Origin of the sequence: Bacillus sp. S14(2024), assembly GCF_050473785.1 — a bacterium.
In the GTDB taxonomy this organism is placed as follows: Bacteria; Bacillota; Bacilli; order Bacillales; family Bacillaceae_G; genus Bacillus_A; species Bacillus_A yunxiaonensis.
In genome coordinates this window covers 328,121-347,315 of record NZ_JBFLUP010000006.1, presented here as the reverse complement: position 1 = coordinate 347,315, position 19,195 = coordinate 328,121, and the positions used below count along the sequence as shown (strand labels likewise).

The window sequence follows — 19,195 nt, the reverse complement described above, 5'->3', positions numbered from 1 at the left end:
CTTATATTAATTTTGATCTCCTAATTCAATTGCACTCATAAGACGCTCTGAAAATTGCTGTGCTGCATTGACACCCATACGTTTTAAACGGAAATTCATCGCCGCCACCTCAATAATAACAGCTAAGTTTCGACCTGGTCGTACCGGAAGTGTAATCTTTGTAATATCTGTATCAATGATTTTCATTTTCTCTTCATCTAAACCAAGGCGATCGTAGTTTTTCTTTTGATCCCAAATCTCAAGATTAATAACCATTGAAATACGTTTATGATTACGCACTGCACCTGCACCAAATAGCGTCATAACGTTAATAATGCCAAGCCCGCGAATTTCAAGTAAATGCTCAATTAACTCCGGTGAACTTCCGACTAGTGTATCATCATCTTCTTGACGAATTTCTACACTATCATCAGCTACAAGTCGATGTCCGCGTTTCACAAGCTCAAGTGCTGTTTCACTTTTCCCGACACCACTTTGTCCTGTAATCATTACACCAACACCATAAATATCAACTAATACACCATGAATTGCTGTTGTTGGTGCTAATTTACTTTCTAAGTAATTCGTCAAGCGGCTTGATAAGCGTGTTGTTTTTAACGGTGAACGCAACAGGGGCACACCAGTCTGACGAGATGCTTGCATTAATTCCTCGGGTACATCTTGACCACGTGTTACGATAATACACGGTGTTTCTTCTGTACAAAGTGCTTGCATACGCGCTTGTTTTTGTTCTTCTGTTAATGTATCAAAAAACGTAAGCTCTGTTTTCCCAAGAAGCTGAACACGATCCGCTGGATAATATGTGAAAAATCCCGCCATTTCAATTCCAGGTCGTGATAAATCACTTGTATCAATTGGACGATGAATGCCTTCTTCACCGCTTACTAGTTCTAAATGAAAATGTTCAATTAAATCTTTCGTTCGAACTTTTGGCATATATAAACCTCCACGTTGCGGAATGTATCTAGGCAGCGTACTACCACTCTATCCGCTATTGTACCATTTTTTTCTGAAAACAAGAAATACGGTTTCTTTTGAAAAAGAAAAAAACATTCCACGCTTTGCGCAAAATGTTTTACGTTTTGTCGGATACTTATACTGTCCACTTATTTTTTCTCAGACAACGGTTCCACAATCACTTTATCAATTAACATGTTTAAAATCGAAATAAAGATTGCCGCAATAATCGCCGCTCCAAACCCCGATAAATTAAACGCATCGCCCAGCACCCAATCTGTAATTTCTAACGTAATCGCATTAATGACAATTAAAAAGAAACCAAATGTTAATATCGTAATTGGCAGCGTAATTAAAATTAAGAACGGTTTCACAATTACATTTAAAACTGCTAAAATGACGCTTGCAATAATTGCTGTTTGTATATTCGCTATTTCAAACGCACCCGGTGCAAATATTTTAAGAAGACCTGATACAGCGATTAACACAATACTATTCACAATAAGTGATAGAATCCATCTCATATTCCTTACACTTCCTTTTCATTAGGGACAATCACAGCCCAAACTACATATATCAACAATAATACTCCAAAACAGAAAAAAATACCAAGTAGAGATACAGTGAAACTTCCATTCGGAGGTGCTTTTCTTCCGAATGGTTAGTTGAACCAATCGGGCTCTTACAAGCAGTCATTCTCCTCGAATTTCCACCTTTACTTACTGCTTGTTAGAGCGGGGTACAGTGAAACTTCCATTCGGAGGTGCCTTTCCTACGAATGGTTAGTTGAACCAATCGGGTTCTTACAAGCAGTCATTCTCCTCGAATTTCCACATTTGCTTACTGCTTGTTAGAGCGGGGTACAGTGAAACTTCCATTCGGAGGTGCCTTTCCTACGAATGGTTAGTTGAACCAATCGGGTTCTTACAAGCAGTCATTCTCCTCGAATTTCCACATTTGCTTACTGCTTGTTAGAGCGGGGTACAGTGAAACTTCCATTCGGAGGTGCCTTTCCTACGAATGGTTAGTTGAACCAATCGGGTTCTTACAAGCAGTCATTCTCCTCGAATTTCCACATTTGCTTACTGCTTGTTAGAGCGGGGTACAGTGAAACTTCCATTCGGAGGTGCTTTTCTTCCGAATGGTTAGCTGAACTAACCGGGCTCTTACAAGCCATTATCCCTCATCTTAAAGCTCTTCGATTTCTCCAAATCTTGAAGCTAGGATATAATTGTCCAAAGGCAGCGGCATCATTTACTCATTCACAAGCACCTGTACACCTTTCACAATATTCCATATAAAAATAACAAGATTCATAAGACCAAATAACAACATAGCAGCGAGGACAATTGCACCACTTTGCTCTCGTATGTTCATAACAAATACAAGTAAGAAGGCAATAAATAAACAAAGGAACGGTAGTAAATGTGATATAAAAGCTCTCTTTGCATGGAATTTTACATCATCATGAGGAACAACAAAATACACAACAATAGGGAATAAAAAAGGGGCCACGAAAATACTAAAATAACAGCATGAGGCTAAAATTCTTTGCGTAGAATCCACAAAATCCACTCCCTTTTTCATGGATATAACAGAAAACATCTAATAAAGAAGTATTACTTCTTTATTAGATGTTTATTTTACTGTGTTAATTCTACTTCTTTCATTTTTTCTTTCATACGTGCTTTATCACGATCTAAAACACCTTTTAAATACTTCCCTGTGTAAGAACGCTCTTCTTTCACAACCTGCTCCGGCGTACCTGTTGCAACGATTTGTCCGCCTTTATCTCCGCCTTCAGGCCCAAGGTCAATAAGATAGTCTGCCGTTTTAATAACATCTAAATTATGTTCAATAACGAGCACTGTTTCACCATTATCAACAAGACGCTGAAGCACTTTTAACAGACGAGCAATGTCATGTGCATGAAGACCAGTTGTCGGTTCATCTAAAATGTATAACGTTCGCCCTGTTGAACGGCGATGCAGCTCGGATGCTAACTTCACGCGCTGCGCTTCTCCGCCCGATAACGTCGTTGCCGGCTGACCGAGCTTCATGTAATCGAGTCCTACATCCACAAGCGTTTGAAGCTTACGTTTAATTTTCGGGATATTCGCAAAGAATTCTACTCCATCTTCAATTGTCATCTCTAATACTTCAGAAATGTTTTTATCTTTATATTTTACTTCTAATGTTTCACGATTATAACGTTTTCCATGACAAACTTCACACGGAACGTATACATCTGGTAAGAAATGCATTTCAATTTTAATAATCCCATCACCGCGGCACGCTTCACAGCGGCCACCTTTCACGTTAAAACTGAAGCGTCCTTTTTGATAACCGCGCACCTTCGCTTCATTCGTTTGTGCAAACACATCACGAATATCATCAAACACACCTGTATATGTCGCTGGATTGGAACGAGGTGTACGTCCAATTGGGGACTGATCAATATCAATTACCTTATCTAAATGGTCAAGACCTTTAATTTCTTTATGTGAACCAGGCTTACTTTTCGTTTTATACAATTTTTGAGCAACTGCTTTATACAGCACTTCATTAATTAATGTACTTTTCCCTGAACCTGACACACCCGTCACAGCAACAAATGTGCCAAGCGGGAATGACATCTTCGCATTTTTTAAGTTATTTTCCTTCGCTCCAATGACCTCAATTTTACGGCCATCACCTTTGCGGCGCTCTAGCGGAACCGGAATGAACTTTTTGCCTGATAAATATTGTCCTGTTAAGGAATTGTCATCATGCATCACTTCTTGCGGCGTACCTGCTGAAACGACTTGCCCGCCGTGAATACCTGCACCCGGACCAATATCTAATAAATAGTCTGCGGCCATCATCGTATCTTCATCGTGTTCAACAACAATAAGCGTATTTCCTAAATCACGCATATTTTGCAGTGTTTGAATTAAGCGATCATTGTCACGTTGATGCAAACCGATAGAAGGTTCATCAAGAATATATAATACACCTGTTAACCGCGATCCAATTTGCGTTGCTAAGCGAATACGCTGCGCTTCTCCGCCTGATAATGTTCCAGCTGCACGGCTAAGCGTTAAATAATCGAGCCCTACGTTAATTAAGAAGCTAAGACGCTCTTTAATTTCACGCAAAATAAGATTGGCAATACTTTGTTGCTTTTCTGTTAATTCAATATTAGTAAAGAAATCATATGCTTCCTGAACAGAAAACTTCGTTACTTCCGCAATCGTTTTTTCACCTACAAAAACAGCGAGGCTTTCCGGCTTTAAACGACCGCCTTTACATTTTGGACAGGCTTGCTCTGCCATATATTTTTCCATTTGCTCACGAATATAATCGGAGCTCGTTTCCCGATAACGGCGCTCAATGTTTGGAATGACGCCTTCAAAAATAATATCGCTTTCCTTCACTTGACCAAAGTCATTCACATAACGGAAATACACTTTTTCATCTCCGCTTCCGTATAACACCTTCTCAAATAAGTGCTTCGGAATATCTTTTACCGGTACATCCATATCAATGCCATAATGGTTGCAAACAGACTGCAGCAATTGTGGATAATATTGTGAGCTTGTTGGTTCCCAAGGTGCAATGGCATGATCATTTAATGATAAATCCCAGTTTGGTATCACTAACTCAAGATCTACTTCTAGTTTTGCACCAAGACCGTCACAAGACGGACAAGCACCGAACGGACTGTTAAAAGAAAACATGCGCGGCTCAAGTTCACCAATAGAAAATCCGCAATGCGGACAAGCATGGTGCTCGCTAAACAGCAACTCTTCTTCTCCGATTACGTCAATTAAAACACGGCCTTCTCCAAGCTTCAAAGCCGTTTCTAATGAATCAGCAAGACGGCCTGCGATTCCTTCTTTCACAACAATACGGTCAATTACAACTTCAATCGAATGCTTTTTATTTTTATCTAACGTAATTTCTTCCGATACATCAAGCATTTCTCCGTCAACGCGAACGCGGACGTACCCCTGCTTTTTAATATCTTCTAACAACTTTACATGCGCACCTTTACGTCCTGATACCATCGGTGCGAGTACTTGCAGCTTCGTACGCTCTGGATATTCTAAAATACGATCTACCATTTGCTCAACTGTTTGTGATGTAATTTCAATGCCGTGGTTTGGACAGATTGGTGTTCCGATACGCGCAAATAATAAACGTAAATAATCATAAATCTCTGTCACTGTTCCGACTGTTGAACGCGGATTGCGACTCGTCGTTTTTTGGTCAATTGAAATAGCCGGAGACAATCCCTCAATTGCATCCACATCCGGTTTATCCATTTGTCCTAAAAATTGACGTGCATACGCCGATAGTGACTCTACATAACGGCGCTGTCCTTCCGCATAAATCGTATCAAATGCTAACGACGATTTCCCTGAACCAGATAACCCTGTTACAACAACAAGTTGATTTCTCGGAATGGTGACATCAATATTTTTTAAGTTGTGGGCTCTCGCACCTTTTACAACGATAAAATCTTTACTCATCGCCTTCACCCTTCTGCTTTTAATTCTAGTAATAAATCACGAAGCTCAGCTGCTCGTTCAAAATCAAGCGCTTTTGCAGCTTCTTTCATTTCCGCTTCCATTTTTGCAATGACATTTTCTCGTTCTTTTTTCGTCATTTTCTTAGAAGTTAGTGGTGCTGTCTCATACGTTTCTGTATCTTCCGCAGCCATCGTTGCACGAATAACATCGCGCACCCCTTTTTGAATTGTTTTTGGCGTAATTCCATGTTTTTCATTGTATGCTTCTTGAATTTGACGACGACGCTTCGTTTCATTGATTGCGATTTCCATCGATTTTGTAATTCGGTCTGCATACATTACAACATGACCGTTTGCATTACGAGCTGCCCGGCCAATCGTCTGAATAAGCGAGCGCTCTGAACGAAGGAATCCTTCTTTATCTGCATCTAATATTGCTACAAGCGACACTTCTGGAATGTCGAGTCCTTCACGAAGTAAGTTAATACCAATAAGCACATCAAACTTCCCTAGACGAAGATCGCGAATAATCTCAATCCGCTCTAATGTTTTAATTTCAGAATGCAAGTAATTCACTTTAATACCAACATCCTTCAAATAATCAGTTAAATCCTCTGACATTTTCTTTGTTAATGTCGTAATTAAAACACGCTCATTTTTTGCAATTCGGTCGTGAATTTCTCCTAATAAGTCATCAATTTGCCCTTCAATTGGCCTTATATCAATTTTCGGATCTAAAAGCCCAGTTGGACGAATAATTTGCTCCACAACTTCCGGTGCATGTTCTAGTTCATACGGTCCCGGTGTCGCTGATACATACACAACTTGATTCGTTTTCTCTTCAAACTCTTCAAACATAAGCGGTCTGTTATCTAGCGCTGATGGCAGACGAAATCCGTGATCAACAAGCACTTGCTTCCGCGCTTTATCTCCGTTGTACATCGCTCTTACTTGCGGCACTGATACATGCGACTCATCCATCACGATCAAAAAATCTTGAGGAAAATAATCTAGTAATGTATATGGTGTTGAACCAGCTGGACGGAGTGTCAAATGACGGGAGTAGTTCTCAATCCCTGAACAAAAGCCCATCTCACGCATCATTTCTAAATCGTAGCGCGTCCGCTGCTCTATCCGCTGCGCTTCTAGCAATTTACCGTTATCATTTAATTCTTTTAAGCGTTCTTCTAATTCTTTTTCAATATTTTCAATGGCAATTTTCATTTTTTCTTCGCGTGTAACGAAGTGAGATGCCGGGAAGATTGCCACATGCTCACGTTCTGCTAATACTTCACCTGTTAATGCATTCACTTCCCTGATACGATCAATCTCATCGCCAAAAAACTCAATCCGAATACAATGTTCATCAAGGGATGCTGGAAAAATCTCAACTACATCCCCGCGCACACGAAACGTTCCACGCTGGAAGTCAATATCATTACGGCCGTACTGTACATCAACAAGTTCACGAAGCAATTGATTGCGATCCTTCTCCATACCAACGCGTAAAGAGACAACAAGCTCACTATATTCTTCTGGAGAACCTAAACCGTAAATACAAGATACACTCGCTACAACAATGACATCATCTCGTTCAAATAAAGCCGATGTCGCTGAGTGACGCAATTTATCGATCTCATCATTAATTTGTGCGTCTTTTTCAATAAATGTATCGGTTTGTGGTACATACGCTTCCGGTTGATAATAGTCGTAATAACTAACAAAATATTCAACCGCATTGTTCGGAAAGAAATCTTTCAACTCACTGTATAGCTGTCCTGCTAATGTTTTATTATGAGCCATTACAAGTGTCGGCTTTTTCACTTCTTTAATGACATTTGAAATCGTAAATGTCTTCCCCGTTCCTGTCGCTCCAAGCAACACTTGATGTTTCTTACCATTTTTAATCCCTGCTACCAGCTGCTCTATCGCTCTTGGCTGATCACCTTGCGGGGAATATTCTGAGACAATTTCAAATTGATGTTCCAAATAAATCCGCCCTCCTCGTAAAAAATCTGTATTCCCATTTTACCACGAATGCTTATAAAAAAACCAAAAAAACGAACAAGTATTCGATAAACAATTCGACAGCGTTTCTACAAATCTAATATGTAATAACAAAAAAGAGGCTTATTTACTAAGCATCTTCCCATGGTTATTCATGATATACCTTCAGCAAAAAATAACTGGTATACTCATGATTTTCTTTACATTCACTTAATGTATAGATTACAGCTTCACCACTTTTTTCTTTCATAATCTCTTTACACACATCACTTTTTTTTCTTTATGGCTTCCTCCAAACTTGTCGTTAGAATCATCAAAAAGGTAGTTTATATTGATTCCATCACAAAGAAATTTTTATAGGTAGAATTTTCTAAAAATTTTATATTTACAATGCCCATTTTTCATATTACAATACGTTTAAAGATTCGACATTATACGACAAATCGAACTTAATGTTCAGAATATTTTAACAACAATGAGGGTGAGGGAGCTATATGGATCTATTTCGAAAAAAATCGATTTCCGCACTGTTAGCACAATCGCAGAAGAAAGGTTCTTCTTTAAAAAAGGATTTAGGGGCATTTGATTTAACAATGTTAGGGGTCGGCGCTATTATCGGAACGGGTATTTTCGTTCTTACAGGCGTTGCCGCAGCTAAACATGCTGGACCAGCACTTATTTTATCGTTTATTTTATCTGGTTTAGCCTGCGTATTCGCGGCACTATGTTATTCTGAATTTTCTTCAACTGTACCAGTATCAGGTAGTGCATACACTTACAGCTACGCAACATTTGGAGAAATAATCGCTTGGATTTTAGGATGGGATTTAATTCTAGAATACGGATTGGCATCTTCAGCCGTTGCATCTGGTTGGTCTGGATATTTCCAAGGATTATTAGCTGGCTTTGGCATTAAACTACCGCACGCTTTAACAAGCGCTTATAACCCTGTGGCTGGAACATATGTAGACGTACCAGCAATTTGCATTATTTTCATCATTACATTTTTATTAACAAGAGGCGCAAAAAAATCAGCTCGTTTTAACGCTATTATGGTAGCTATCAAAGTATTTGTTGTTCTTCTCTTTATCGGTGTTGGTGCTTTCTATGTAAAACCTGCAAACTGGACACCATTTATGCCATTTGGCTTCTCTGGCGTAACAGCTGGAGCGGCAACTGTATTCTTTGCTTATATTGGATTTGATGCTGTATCAACAGCTGCTGAAGAAGTAAAAAATCCACAGCGTAACATGCCAATTGGTATTATTGCTTCCTTAACAATCTGCACAATTTTATATATTGTTGTTTCATTAATATTAACAGGAATCGTTCCCTACAATCAGTTAGATGTAAAGAATCCTGTTGCATTTGCACTGCAATATATTCATCAAGATTGGGCTGCCGGCCTTATCTCTTTAGGAGCAATCGCCGGGATTACAACAGTATTACTTGTTATGTTATATGGACAAACACGTTTATTTTATGCAATGAGCCGCGATGGCTTACTGCCAAAAGCACTTTCTCGTGTAAGCCCAAAAACGCAAACGCCTGTTATGAACAGCTGGATTACAGCAGCTATGGTTGCTATCTTTGCTGGCTTTGTTCCATTAGACAAGCTAGCAGAATTAACAAACATCGGTACATTATTTGCATTCATCGTTGTATCAATCGGTGTTATCATCTTACGCAAAAAACAACCAGACTTACCGCGTGCATTTAAAGTACCGTTCGTGCCATGGATTCCAGCATTAGCAGTTCTGTTCTGCGGATACCTAACATTACAACTTCCAGTAACAACATGGATTGGCTTTGGCGTTTGGTTAGTTATCGGTTTAATTGTATATTTCAGCTACGGATATAAAAATAGTACTTTAAAAAATGAACAAAAAGAAGACGTCGCATAAAGTGAAACTTCCATTTGGGGATGCTTTTCCTCCGAATGGTTAGTTGAACCAATCGGGCCCTTACAGACGGTTTGTCTCTCTTCCTTGCCTTACTTCTTACCGGCTGTTTGGGCGGGGTAAAGTGAAACTTCCTTCTGGGAGCAGTTTTCCCAGAAGGTTAGTTGAACCAATCGGGCTCTTACAAGCAGTTCCTCTTCTTGCACTCCATCTTTGCTTACTGCTTGTTAGAGCGGGATAAAGTGAAACTTCCTTCAGTGGAGGTCTTACTGTCCGATAATGCGGGGTAACAAAAAAGCTGTTGTCCATTAAGGACAGCAGCTTTTTTGTATATTGACATACACCAAGCTCACATGGCTCAATGAGAACTTTTCAACTCAAACTAACAGCTAGCTCGTCACGCATTGTCCACACGTGTTTTCTACTAATGGAATACAATGTATCAAAAATAAAGAAAAGAGGTTTCACACCAATATGCCTGATCATCATGACAAATCTGATGAAGAAAATCTAAAGGATAACTCAAATACTCATAATTCTTTTGTTGTAAATCATACAATTGGATCAACAAATTCACCAGTACTAGTTCCCGTACCAGGAGGCACGAATCACCAACCTGTTTTCCAAAATTTCACTAACACTCCCAATAAAACATTACTTCAGTTGACTTCTGTCTCATTAAAAGGTGAAGATCCCTTACCTTTGGCTGTAACCATCATAACAAAAAGCCCTCTTAATCCTATTACTGCTATAATTACAGAAAGCACAAGAATATTTCATGTGGACAACTTTAAAAGCTTGAATGTCTCAAATCTTAATCCTGCTCAAGGTGGATTGAATGTATTTATCCAAAAAACGATCCTTTTTTGCTGCGAGGAATAAATAGAACAGAAAAAGAAAGAGATGTTACCCTAGCGCGGCAACACCTCTTTCTTTTGCTTTTTTGGAAAAATAACATAAGAGAGAGTAATAAGTGTATCTACACCGAGAACGATTCTCCACACTTTACTCACACGATTCGCGGTTTCATTTAAAAACACATCTGCATCCCAGCTCGATATGTGTTCAAGGGGTACCAATCCATATAGAAAGAAAAACACAATGTGCGTACTAGCAAATAAAATAAGATGAATTGCCCAATGTAAGAGTTCCTGCTTCGTATGTGCCAAGCCCGTTAATTCTATCGGTTCTTCCATCATTGGCAATGCTTCTCCCCGCCACTTTGCAACGAATCGCTGCATACGTAAATCCAGCTTTCTTAAATCTTTCTTTCCGTAAAAAACAGCATACAACAAGATGATTACGATAATAATTTGAAATTGAGAAAACTTCCCGGTTTCATAATAATCAACAACACCTAACGTTAAAATAAATAATTCATTTAGCAATAATACAATCCCTACTATAAAACTTGCTTTATGCAAACGAAATCCATAACGGAGCAAAAAGAAACTAATTGCGGTCATCCAAAACACAATTTCAGCGCCAATTAAAAATGCCCACCGATACTCGATTAATATATTCATTATTTCTCCTCTCCTTCTATATACACTTCAAAAGACGCATCCATATATTGTAGAAGTTCTTCTTCAATTGGATACATATTCATCCTTTTCGACTGCTCTTTTGACTTACGTACTTCCCACAATTTATCTAAAAATGCTTCATCACCATTTGCCATCTCCCTGCATTTCTCTAGAATAATGCCAGTAATCCCTTGCACTTCTGCATCGTTTGGTGCTTTTTTCTTTTGCATGAGCTGACGCATTCTCTTTAATAAAATAATCCACTCTTGCACTTCCTCATTTTGCTCACTCATGTTTGGTAAATTTTTAAGCAGTTGTTCTTCTTTCTGTGAAAATACTTGTTGCTGAAATAATTGCCGCATACGAGGCGACTGCTGCGAAAGCTGAATAAGCTCGAACATAATACTCCAATTGAGTTCCCCTTCCAGCTCAGTGGAATATAAAACAGCTTGCAACATTTTTTCCATGCGAGAAAACTTCTTCTGTCCTTCTTGTACGAACAACAGCTGATTCTGCAAAACCTCTTTCAAATTTACATGCTCTGTTTCTAACATATTCGTAATTTCTTTTAACGGGAATCCCATTTCTTTTAAAAACAGAATTTGCTGTAATTTCAGTACATCATGTTCACTATATAACCGATGTCCCCCTTCCGTCTTTCCGCTCGGCTCGAGTAAACCAATCTGATCATAATACCGAAGTGTTCTTACTGTAACACCAGTTTCCTTTGTTAGTTGTTGAATAGAAATCATTTCCGTCACCCTCTCATTTTCATTATAAAAGGTGACGTAACGTTAGTTTCAAGAGATTTTATAAAAATAAAGAGCTGTTTACATCTAAGTTCATGTAAACAGCTCTTATAGAAATCATTCTTATTCATCATCTTCAAGATTTTTTGCTCCGCTGCACAGCTTGGGAGCACACTCCTTTTTAGTGGCCGCTAACTTGATCTACATGTGCAATGTGTTTCCGTCCAAAAGCAACGACCAGCATGGCCACGAATACAAATACAGCGCCAATTACGAAAGGAACATGTGGAGTATACGTTTCAGCGAGCTTATTAGCCAGCCAAGGTCCGATCGCTCCGCCGATGAAACGGACGAAGCTGTATGCTGCAGAGGCCGTAGCGCGCTCTACTGGCGCAACCTGCATAACCGCTGTAGTAATCAAGGTATTATTCGTTCCCAAGAATAGGCCTGCGATGATAACGAGAACAATAATAGCCGTTCTTGATTCTGTCCAAATTCCCATTGCCAAAAGAGTTAATGCAAACAAGGTTAACATCGCGCACATTGATTTAATCGTTCCAAATCTGGCTTGAAGCTTCGGAGCAACAAAGACGGATGTGATAGCGAGACAAATTCCCCATCCAAGGAACACATATCCCAATCCATGCTCATCCAATCCCATGACGAATGGAGCGTATGCCATTAACGTGAAAAATCCGATGTTATAAAGGAATGCTGTAATCCCAAGTCTTAATAATCCAGGGAATTTCAATGCTTTGATCGGATCAAGGATAGAGCTTTTTACCTTCGGCTTTGCAACCTGAGGCATTTTTAATAAAAGAGCAAAAAAGGCAATAATCATTAGCACGCTTACCCCATAGAACGGACCGCGCCAAGAAATAGAGCCTAATTCTCCACCAAGCAGCGGGCCTACGGAAATACCAAGTCCGATGGCTGCTTCATACAAAATGATTGCTTTAGCGGTTCCGCCTACAGAGAAACTTACTATCGCAGACAACGCTGTGGCAATAAATAATGCGTTGCCAAGTCCCCATCCACCGCGGAAACCGACAATTTGCCATATTCCGTTTGAAGAACCCGCTAGTGCCGAAAAGACGATGATAAATAGAATGCCGGTCAATAAAGTCCACTTAACGCCAAGCCTGCTGGAGACAACGCCGGTGATCAGCATCGCAACCCCAGTGATTAAGTTATAGCTTGAAAATAGTAAGGAAACCTGGCTTGGAGTGGCATGGAGTTGTTTTGCAATCGCAGGTAAAATAGGATCGACAAGTCCTAAGCCCATGAAAGAAATAATTGTGGCAAAAAAGATAACCCAAACGACAAGCGGCTGTTTGGCCGATTCGTTTTGGGCACTAATTGAATATGTTTGATTTGAATTCATCCATTTCAAACTCCTTTATATATAGTTTAGGGGTGAGTTGAACCTATTGTTTACAGTTCCTTGATTGATATCCCTTATTCATCCCCTTTACATTGAAAAAAGCTATAATTGCAATTTCGTTACAAATATTAGTATAAAACTTTATAACCTTAACGTCAACGTCAACTTTAATAAACAAAAGAATAATTTCCTCTCCATCGTTAGCGTAAACCGCTTGCTTTTTCTGAAAAAGCTCTGGTTGTAGTATAATATTCTTGAGCTAAAAAGCTCCATCCTGTTAGTGTAATAGTAAAAATAAAGAAATATAGGAGCGAAATGATGGACGGAATAAAAATAGATGACGTAGCGAAGGAAAGCGGTTTAACGAAACGAACCATCAGATATTACGAACAAATCGGACTGTTGCCTGCTCCCCCCCGAAGTGAAGGGGGCATAAGATTATATTCCCAGGAACATATTGACTTTCTGAAAAAAATCACAAATGCCAAAGAAGTAATGGGCTTTTCCCTTCAGGAGCTTCAGCAATTCATCGCGCTCAGCGACACGTTAGAGCTTCACAAAGCTGATTACAGGCAAGTAAAAGGCACAAGTGAACAAACAGAAAAGTTAAGAAGAGTAGTAAATACTATCGAAGAGCAGCTGAACTTCATCGAACAAAAAAAGAAAAACATCTTAAAGGTCGAAGAAGATTTAGTCTCACTCAGGGACCGTGCGAAAGCAGCACTGGTTCGATTTGAGGAAGAAGAATCTGGGCAAAACGAGTGAGAAAAACGGACTTATTTTGATAGTTTCATCTTGAAAATTACAGAGCTTCTATTCGTTATTACATTTTATTTCTTAACTTGATGGCGATGTGAAAAAGCCCTATCAAGCCTATTTATTTCATTACTTTTCTTTATCATTAGCATAACAATTGCTAGGTACATACCCTAAGAATACGGATTCATAAAAAAACTGCTGAACTATAACGTTCAGCAGTTTTTTTATCTATTCCAAACTCCATTTGATCGTATCATAATCCTCGGTCTTCTACGTAAAATGCAATACCTTTACAAGTATATACCCAAGAACAGAAAGCAATACCGATCCAATCAAGCCTGCAACAAATGCTTTTGTTCCTAGTTTACGAAATGTCTTAAATTCTACATTTAATCCAAGACCAGCCATTGCCATTGCCATGAGCATGTAGGCAATAATCACAATATTGCTTGCGATTGTTTCAGGTACAATTCCTAATGAATGAAACGCACTAACTGCTAAGAAGCCAAAAATAAACCATGGGATCGGAACATCACGCCAAGATTTCTTTTCCCCCGCTCCTTCTCCGCGTTGAAACCATATGCCAATTAATATTGCTACAGGTACAAGAAAGGCAACGCGTGTTAACTTCATAATTACAGCAATATCAACCGACTCGCTTCCACCAGGTGCTGCTGCTGCAATCACATGAGCGATTTCATGCAATGTTGCCCCCGAAAAAACACCATATTCATACGGAGTCAAATGAAGCACAGGGTATAATAATGTATATGCTAATGTGAAAATGGTTCCTAAAATCGCAACGATTGCCGCGCTAACTGCAATTTCTTCGTCCTTTGCTTTTACTTGCGGTCCAATCGCAATAACAGCTGCTGCTCCGCAAATTGCTGTTCCGCATGCTGTTAACATACCAAGCTTCTTCTCTACTTTACAAACACGTGTTAATGCATATACAACAATAAGTGTAAACGTAATAACAATTGCTGCCATGACCAATACCTTCGGGCCTGCCTTCGCAATGTCGACTAAATTTAACCGCATACCGAGTAATATAATCCCTAAACGCAGTAGTTTTTTACTCGCAAAGTTCGTTCCTGCGATCGCTTGATTCGGTACACCAATTGCCGCTCTCCATACCATTCCAATTAGAATAGCAATCACTAATTGGCCCATAATACTTAAAAATGGAAGCTGCGCCAAATATTTTGCAACAATAGCAATAAGTAACGTAATCCCAATACCTTGCGCAAATCCAAAACGCTTCTCCTTTTGTAACGCTATCATTTGATCCATTTCGTACCACTCCAATAATCATATTGGAACATGCATGTTCGTTCTACTTTCATTATAAGAGAATTTTAATCATAAGTTTAATACCAATACGCTATCTCAATCATCAAAAAAACTTATGATAAAATAAAATGAAACTCACCAATAGTAGGATAAAACAAAAAAGTGAAAGGAATGAGTCTCATAAACACCGACATTTTAAAAATTTTCGTAACAGTCGTAGAGCAAAAACATTTTTCAAGAGCTGCCGAAATGTTGAATCTTTCACAGCCTGGGGTAAGCATGCACATTCGCAATTTAGAAAATGAATTCGGCACAACGCTCATTCAGCGCTCACCAAAACATGTTCAAGTCACAGAAGCTGGAAACATTTTATACATACATGCAAAACAAATGCTTACACTGTACGAAGAAGCAAAACAAGAAATTAATGAACTTCATAATATCGTTACGGGGACACTGCGCATCGGCGCCAGTTTTACAATCGGAGAATATCTCCTTCCCAAAATATTGGCAAACTACGCGAAGGAACATCCGCACGTTGAAGTTCATACCTTTATCTCAAATACAGAGGAGGTATTACAAGGGGTTCGATCGAATCAACTAGATATTGGCTTAGTAGAGGGGCAAGTCGTATATACAGATGTAGACACAGAGCCATTTATGGAGGATGAAATGAAACTTGTCGTTCCGCCAAATCACCCTCTTACGATGACAAGTCCGATTCAGACGGAAATGTTGCAAGATCAAGTATGGGTACTTCGTGAAACAGGTTCCGGAACCAGGGCTTACAGCGACCGCTTTATCCATGACCACCACTTAAAAATGAAACGTTACTTCACATTTAGCAGCATTCAAAGTGTAAAGGAAGCAGTTGCTGCCGGACTCGGAATTGCGATTTTATCAGATTGGACAGTACGTAAAGAACTGCAAGCTGGTGAAGTATGTCATATACCTGTTCCAAATGAAAAGCTAATGCGACCTTTCTCAATCGTACGAGGAAAATATTTCATTCCTTCCAAAGCAATTCAAGTATTTTTGGACCATGTGCAAAACTTTGCGAATGAACATAGTTGACCTTTACACTAATGTCAAGGTTTACAATAAAGTGAAACTTCCATCATTGATGCTTTTCTCACTGATGGAAAGCTCTCACCAATCGGGCTTTTACGGGCAGTTTTCTTCCCCGCTCTTCTGGAGCCTTTACTGCCCATTAATGCGGGATAGAGAACGAAGGAGTGATAGTTTTGCGCATCGGAGAATTATCGAAACGTACAGGTGTAAGTGAACGATCACTACGGCATTACGAGGAAAAGGGCTTGCTTATTTCAAAACGGCTTGCAAATGGCTATCGTGATTTTGATGAAGTGATGATTGAAAAAGTAGAGCTCATTCAAATGTATTTACAGCTCGGTCTAAACTTAGAAGAAACCGCGCGAATGCTGCGCTGTTTAGAAATAGAGCCACACTTTTATGATAATCCATGCAGCAGTATCATTACGCTTTACGAAGAAAAGCTCGCTGAAGTAACAAAGCAAATTTCGTTACTTTCACATATCCAAACGAACCTACAAAAACATGTCACACTATTAAAACAAAAGAAAGAAAGGAATTGATACAATATGTTCGTTTTACACGGAAGTTCACGTTCAAATGGGAATACGGAACAATTAACGCATATGATGCTAGAAGGAGTACATGCTGAAGAAGTATATTTACGCAATCATACAATCCAACCAATTACAGATCAGCGTCATGATGCAGAAGGCTTTCAATCAATCGATGATGATTACGAAGGTATAACGAAACGTATGCTTGAGCATGATACAATTGTGTTTGCAACACCACTTTATTGGTATGGTATGAGCGGACATATGAAAAATTTTGTGGATCGCTGGTCACAAAGCTTGCGGGATACATCACTTCATTTCAAAGAACGTATGCAAGGTAAGAAAATGTATGTTGTCATTGTCGGCGGCGACAATCCAAAATTAAAGGCGCTCCCGCTTATTGCACAGTTCCAATATATTTTTGACTTTGTAGGAGCTTCTTTTGAAGGTTATATGATCGGAGCTGCCAACGCACCAGGCGAAATCGTGAATGATAAAGAAACAATGGAAAAAGTAAAAGTATATAATCATACTTTCAAGCAAAAATAATTAACAGAATGATTTGACAAATATATCCTCATACGCATACAATAAGTGTAAATTTATGAAAGGAAGGTACATCGGCCAATGAAGTTCTAATTCTCTTTTTTATTCATCCATCACAAATAGTGAAACGAAATGATGAAAACTAGAAGAGGATTAGTATGCCCTTTTGTCGATAACTTTCTTTTGACAGGAACATGTAAAAATACGTGTATAGTTTCTTTGTGCACATCTTTTTACATACTATGGGTGACGTATATCCTCTCTAGTGAAACTAGGGAGGTTTTTTTATGACCATTTTAACAGCACGAAACATTGAAAAAAGCTTTGGTGACCGTACTTTATTTACGTTACAAACACTTGATATTCATGCGTATGACCGCATTGGAATCGTTGGTGTAAACGGTGCGGGAAAATCAACGCTATTACAAATATTAAGTAAAGAAGTAAAGCCTGATTGCGGGACGATCACCCATTATGGTTCTATCGCCATCATCCCGCAGTTCCATGAAGAAACATTAGAAACAGCTTCTTCTCTTTCAAAAGGACAATGGGGAATTTCTCACGTTACAACAAATATGAGCGGCGGTGAACGCGGGCGTTTAAAAATTGCTCATGCTCTTGAACAAGAAGCAGCTATCTTATTTGCTGATGAACCAACAAGTCATCTCGATATGCATGGCACAGAACAACTGGAGAAAGCATTGCAATCTTATAAAGGGGCAATCCTTTTAATTTCTCATGACCGCGCCTTGTTAGACGCCGTTTGCACAAAAATTATCGAAATTGAGGATGGCTCGGTTCGTGAATATAAAGGAAATTACACAAACTATCGGGAGCAAAAAGAACAACAAAGGCAGCATCAGCAAGCGGAATATGAAAAGTATACAAAAGAAAAGCAGCGCTTAGAAACGGCAATCGCCAACAGACAACAACGGGCTTCTGGTATGACAAAAATCCGGGCAAGCTTTAGTTCATCTGAATCTAGACTATATAAATCGGGAGCAGCTTACAGCCAAGGCAATGTTGAAAAAGCCGCAAAAGCACTAGAAACGAGATTAGAGCAATTAGAAAAGAAAGAAAAACCAAAGGAAATTGTGCATGCAAAGTTTGATGCACAATACCACACACCGATTCATAATAAAACGGTTGTGCAGTTTAATAAGGTTACGAAAAAAATCGGGAGCCGCACCCTCTTTCACAATATCAACGGAAGTATGGCTCCAGGTGCAAAGCTTGCTATTCTCGGAAAAAACGGGAGCGGAAAAACAACACTATTTCAGATGATTCAAGCAAATGAACGAGGAATTCAGCTTTCGAAAAGCTGTAAAATGGGTTACTTTGAACAAACATTAGCAATTCTGCAAAATGACAAAACCATTTTACAAAATGCTATGGAGGAAACACGTTACGATGAATCGTTTGTACGAACGATTCTTGCACGCCTGCTGTTCCGAAGAGAAGATGTTCATAAACAAGTGAATGTATTAAGCGGCGGCGAACGTGTGAAAGTCGCGCTGGCTAAAATTTTCCTAGGAGATTACAATATGCTTCTTCTTGATGAACCAACAAACTATCTAGACCTCACTACTCAAGAAGAACTTGAGCAAATGCTGCAGCATTACCCTGGTACTGTTTTATTCATTAGTCACGACCGCACCTTTGTTCATAAAATTGCCGATCACATTTTACATCTAGATGAAGAATCACCACGACTCTTTCCAGGGAATTATGAACAGTATATGAAGCGAACAGAACAAGCCTCTATCAATCCAACTGAGCAGGAACTGCTGCGCTTGCAAACAAAACTAACAGAAGTAATCGGGCGCATTTCGATGCCAGGACGTGACGATGATATGATTGCTTTGGAAAGTAAATATGAGCAATTGCTACGCCAAATTCAGGAATGTAACATGCGCTTACTATGAAGTAAAACTTCCATCGGTGGAGAGTATG

General features: G+C 39.2%; 16 protein-coding genes. 7 read left to right on the top strand and 9 right to left on the bottom strand.

Features of this window, described 5'->3' with window-relative positions; all coding sequences use genetic code 11:
• Positions 1-6: 6 nt before the first annotated feature.
• The 5 genes from hprK to uvrB form a co-directional block, all read right to left on the bottom strand.
• Positions 7-936: an HPr(Ser) kinase/phosphatase gene (hprK, locus tag AB1279_RS01900; RefSeq protein WP_429753145.1), complete on the bottom strand. Its 930-nt coding sequence runs from the start codon at positions 934-936 to the stop codon at positions 7-9.
• 170 nt (positions 937-1,106) lie between these two features.
• Positions 1,107-1,481, bottom strand: a complete 375-nt coding sequence (locus AB1279_RS01895) for a phage holin family protein (RefSeq protein WP_336482312.1) — start codon at positions 1,479-1,481, stop codon at positions 1,107-1,109.
• Positions 1,482-2,211: 730 nt separating this feature from the next.
• Entirely contained in the window at positions 2,212-2,544 is a 333-nt protein-coding gene (locus AB1279_RS01890) for a hypothetical protein (RefSeq protein ID WP_429757649.1), read from the bottom strand.
• Between the two features lie 56 nt (positions 2,545-2,600).
• Positions 2,601-5,471, bottom strand: coding sequence for an excinuclease ABC subunit UvrA (uvrA, locus tag AB1279_RS01885; protein WP_429757648.1), 2,871 nt, complete (start codon positions 5,469-5,471; stop codon positions 2,601-2,603).
• Positions 5,472-5,476: 5 nt separating this feature from the next.
• Positions 5,477-7,459, bottom strand: a complete 1,983-nt coding sequence (gene uvrB, locus AB1279_RS01880; RefSeq protein ID WP_429757647.1) for an excinuclease ABC subunit UvrB — start codon at positions 7,457-7,459, stop codon at positions 5,477-5,479.
• 512 nt (positions 7,460-7,971) lie between these two features.
• On the opposite strand from uvrB, the gene AB1279_RS01875 reads away from it, so the two are divergent.
• Positions 7,972-9,381: an amino acid permease gene (locus AB1279_RS01875; protein WP_429753141.1), complete on the top strand. Its 1,410-nt coding sequence runs from the start codon at positions 7,972-7,974 to the stop codon at positions 9,379-9,381.
• A gap of 471 nt (positions 9,382-9,852) precedes the next feature.
• Positions 9,853-10,260: a hypothetical protein gene (locus AB1279_RS01870; protein ID WP_429757646.1), complete on the top strand. Its 408-nt coding sequence runs from the start codon at positions 9,853-9,855 to the stop codon at positions 10,258-10,260.
• A 29-nt stretch (positions 10,261-10,289) separates the two neighbouring features.
• Here AB1279_RS01870 and AB1279_RS01865 read toward each other — a convergent pair whose 3' ends face one another.
• The 3 genes from AB1279_RS01865 to AB1279_RS01855 all read right to left on the bottom strand — a co-directional run bounded on the left by AB1279_RS01865 (position 10,290) and on the right by AB1279_RS01855 (position 13,037).
• Positions 10,290-10,904 (bottom strand): hypothetical protein, encoded by a 615-nt coding sequence (locus AB1279_RS01865; RefSeq protein ID WP_429757645.1) that lies wholly within the window; start codon positions 10,902-10,904, stop codon positions 10,290-10,292.
• Positions 10,904-11,656, bottom strand: a complete 753-nt coding sequence (locus tag AB1279_RS01860; RefSeq protein ID WP_429757644.1) for a MerR family transcriptional regulator — start codon at positions 11,654-11,656, stop codon at positions 10,904-10,906. The genes AB1279_RS01865 and AB1279_RS01860 overlap by 1 nt, the downstream gene beginning before the upstream one ends.
• 178 nt (positions 11,657-11,834) lie before the next feature.
• A complete protein-coding gene (locus tag AB1279_RS01855) occupies positions 11,835-13,037 on the bottom strand; it encodes an MFS transporter (RefSeq protein WP_429757643.1) in 1,203 nt (400 codons plus the stop codon).
• A gap of 318 nt (positions 13,038-13,355) precedes the next feature.
• Here AB1279_RS01855 and AB1279_RS01850 point away from each other — a divergent pair, with 318 nt between their 5' ends.
• Entirely contained in the window at positions 13,356-13,802 is a 447-nt protein-coding gene (locus tag AB1279_RS01850) for a MerR family transcriptional regulator (protein ID WP_429757642.1), read from the top strand.
• Between the two features lie 264 nt (positions 13,803-14,066).
• On the opposite strand, the gene AB1279_RS01845 is transcribed toward AB1279_RS01850, so the two are convergent.
• Positions 14,067-15,089: a YeiH family protein gene (locus tag AB1279_RS01845; RefSeq protein ID WP_429757641.1), complete on the bottom strand. Its 1,023-nt coding sequence runs from the start codon at positions 15,087-15,089 to the stop codon at positions 14,067-14,069.
• A gap of 180 nt (positions 15,090-15,269) precedes the next feature.
• On the opposite strand from AB1279_RS01845, the gene AB1279_RS01840 reads away from it, so the two are divergent.
• From AB1279_RS01840 to abc-f, 4 genes are all read left to right on the top strand, one after another.
• Positions 15,270-16,163, top strand: a complete 894-nt coding sequence (locus tag AB1279_RS01840; RefSeq protein WP_429761272.1) for a LysR family transcriptional regulator — start codon at positions 15,270-15,272, stop codon at positions 16,161-16,163.
• Positions 16,164-16,333: 170 nt separating this feature from the next.
• On the top strand, positions 16,334-16,702 hold the full coding sequence (locus AB1279_RS01835) for a MerR family transcriptional regulator (RefSeq protein ID WP_429753133.1): 369 nt from the start codon (positions 16,334-16,336) through the stop codon (positions 16,700-16,702).
• Positions 16,703-16,708: 6 nt separating this feature from the next.
• Positions 16,709-17,245: a flavodoxin family protein gene (locus AB1279_RS01830; RefSeq protein ID WP_429753132.1), complete on the top strand. Its 537-nt coding sequence runs from the start codon at positions 16,709-16,711 to the stop codon at positions 17,243-17,245.
• A gap of 284 nt (positions 17,246-17,529) precedes the next feature.
• Positions 17,530-19,167 (top strand): ribosomal protection-like ABC-F family protein, encoded by a 1,638-nt coding sequence (abc-f, locus tag AB1279_RS01825; RefSeq protein ID WP_429757640.1) that lies wholly within the window; start codon positions 17,530-17,532, stop codon positions 19,165-19,167.
• Positions 19,168-19,195: the final 28 nt, after the last annotated feature.

What these genes read in the sequence shown, in the direction of transcription:
- hprK (WP_429753145.1), bottom strand. Translation starts at nt 936, where the DNA reads ATGCCAAAAGTTCGAACGAAAGATTTAATTGAACATTTTCATTTAGAA.
- AB1279_RS01895 (WP_336482312.1), bottom strand. Translation starts at nt 1,481, where the DNA reads ATGAGATGGATTCTATCACTTATTGTGAATAGTATTGTGTTAATCGCT.
- AB1279_RS01890 (WP_429757649.1), bottom strand. Translation starts at nt 2,544, where the DNA reads ATGAAAAAGGGAGTGGATTTTGTGGATTCTACGCAAAGAATTTTAGCC.
- uvrA (WP_429757648.1), bottom strand. Translation starts at nt 5,471, where the DNA reads ATGAGTAAAGATTTTATCGTTGTAAAAGGTGCGAGAGCCCACAACTTA.
- AB1279_RS01875 (WP_429753141.1), top strand. Translation starts at nt 7,972, where the DNA reads ATGGATCTATTTCGAAAAAAATCGATTTCCGCACTGTTAGCACAATCG.
- AB1279_RS01870 (WP_429757646.1), top strand. Translation starts at nt 9,853, where the DNA reads ATGCCTGATCATCATGACAAATCTGATGAAGAAAATCTAAAGGATAAC.
- AB1279_RS01865 (WP_429757645.1), bottom strand. Translation starts at nt 10,904, where the DNA reads ATGAATATATTAATCGAGTATCGGTGGGCATTTTTAATTGGCGCTGAA.
- AB1279_RS01860 (WP_429757644.1), bottom strand. Translation starts at nt 11,656, where the DNA reads ATGATTTCTATTCAACAACTAACAAAGGAAACTGGTGTTACAGTAAGA.
- AB1279_RS01855 (WP_429757643.1), bottom strand. Translation starts at nt 13,037, where the DNA reads ATGAATTCAAATCAAACATATTCAATTAGTGCCCAAAACGAATCGGCC.
- AB1279_RS01850 (WP_429757642.1), top strand. Translation starts at nt 13,356, where the DNA reads ATGGACGGAATAAAAATAGATGACGTAGCGAAGGAAAGCGGTTTAACG.
- AB1279_RS01845 (WP_429757641.1), bottom strand. Translation starts at nt 15,089, where the DNA reads ATGGATCAAATGATAGCGTTACAAAAGGAGAAGCGTTTTGGATTTGCG.
- AB1279_RS01830 (WP_429753132.1), top strand. Translation starts at nt 16,709, where the DNA reads ATGTTCGTTTTACACGGAAGTTCACGTTCAAATGGGAATACGGAACAA.
- abc-f (WP_429757640.1), top strand. Translation starts at nt 17,530, where the DNA reads ATGACCATTTTAACAGCACGAAACATTGAAAAAAGCTTTGGTGACCGT.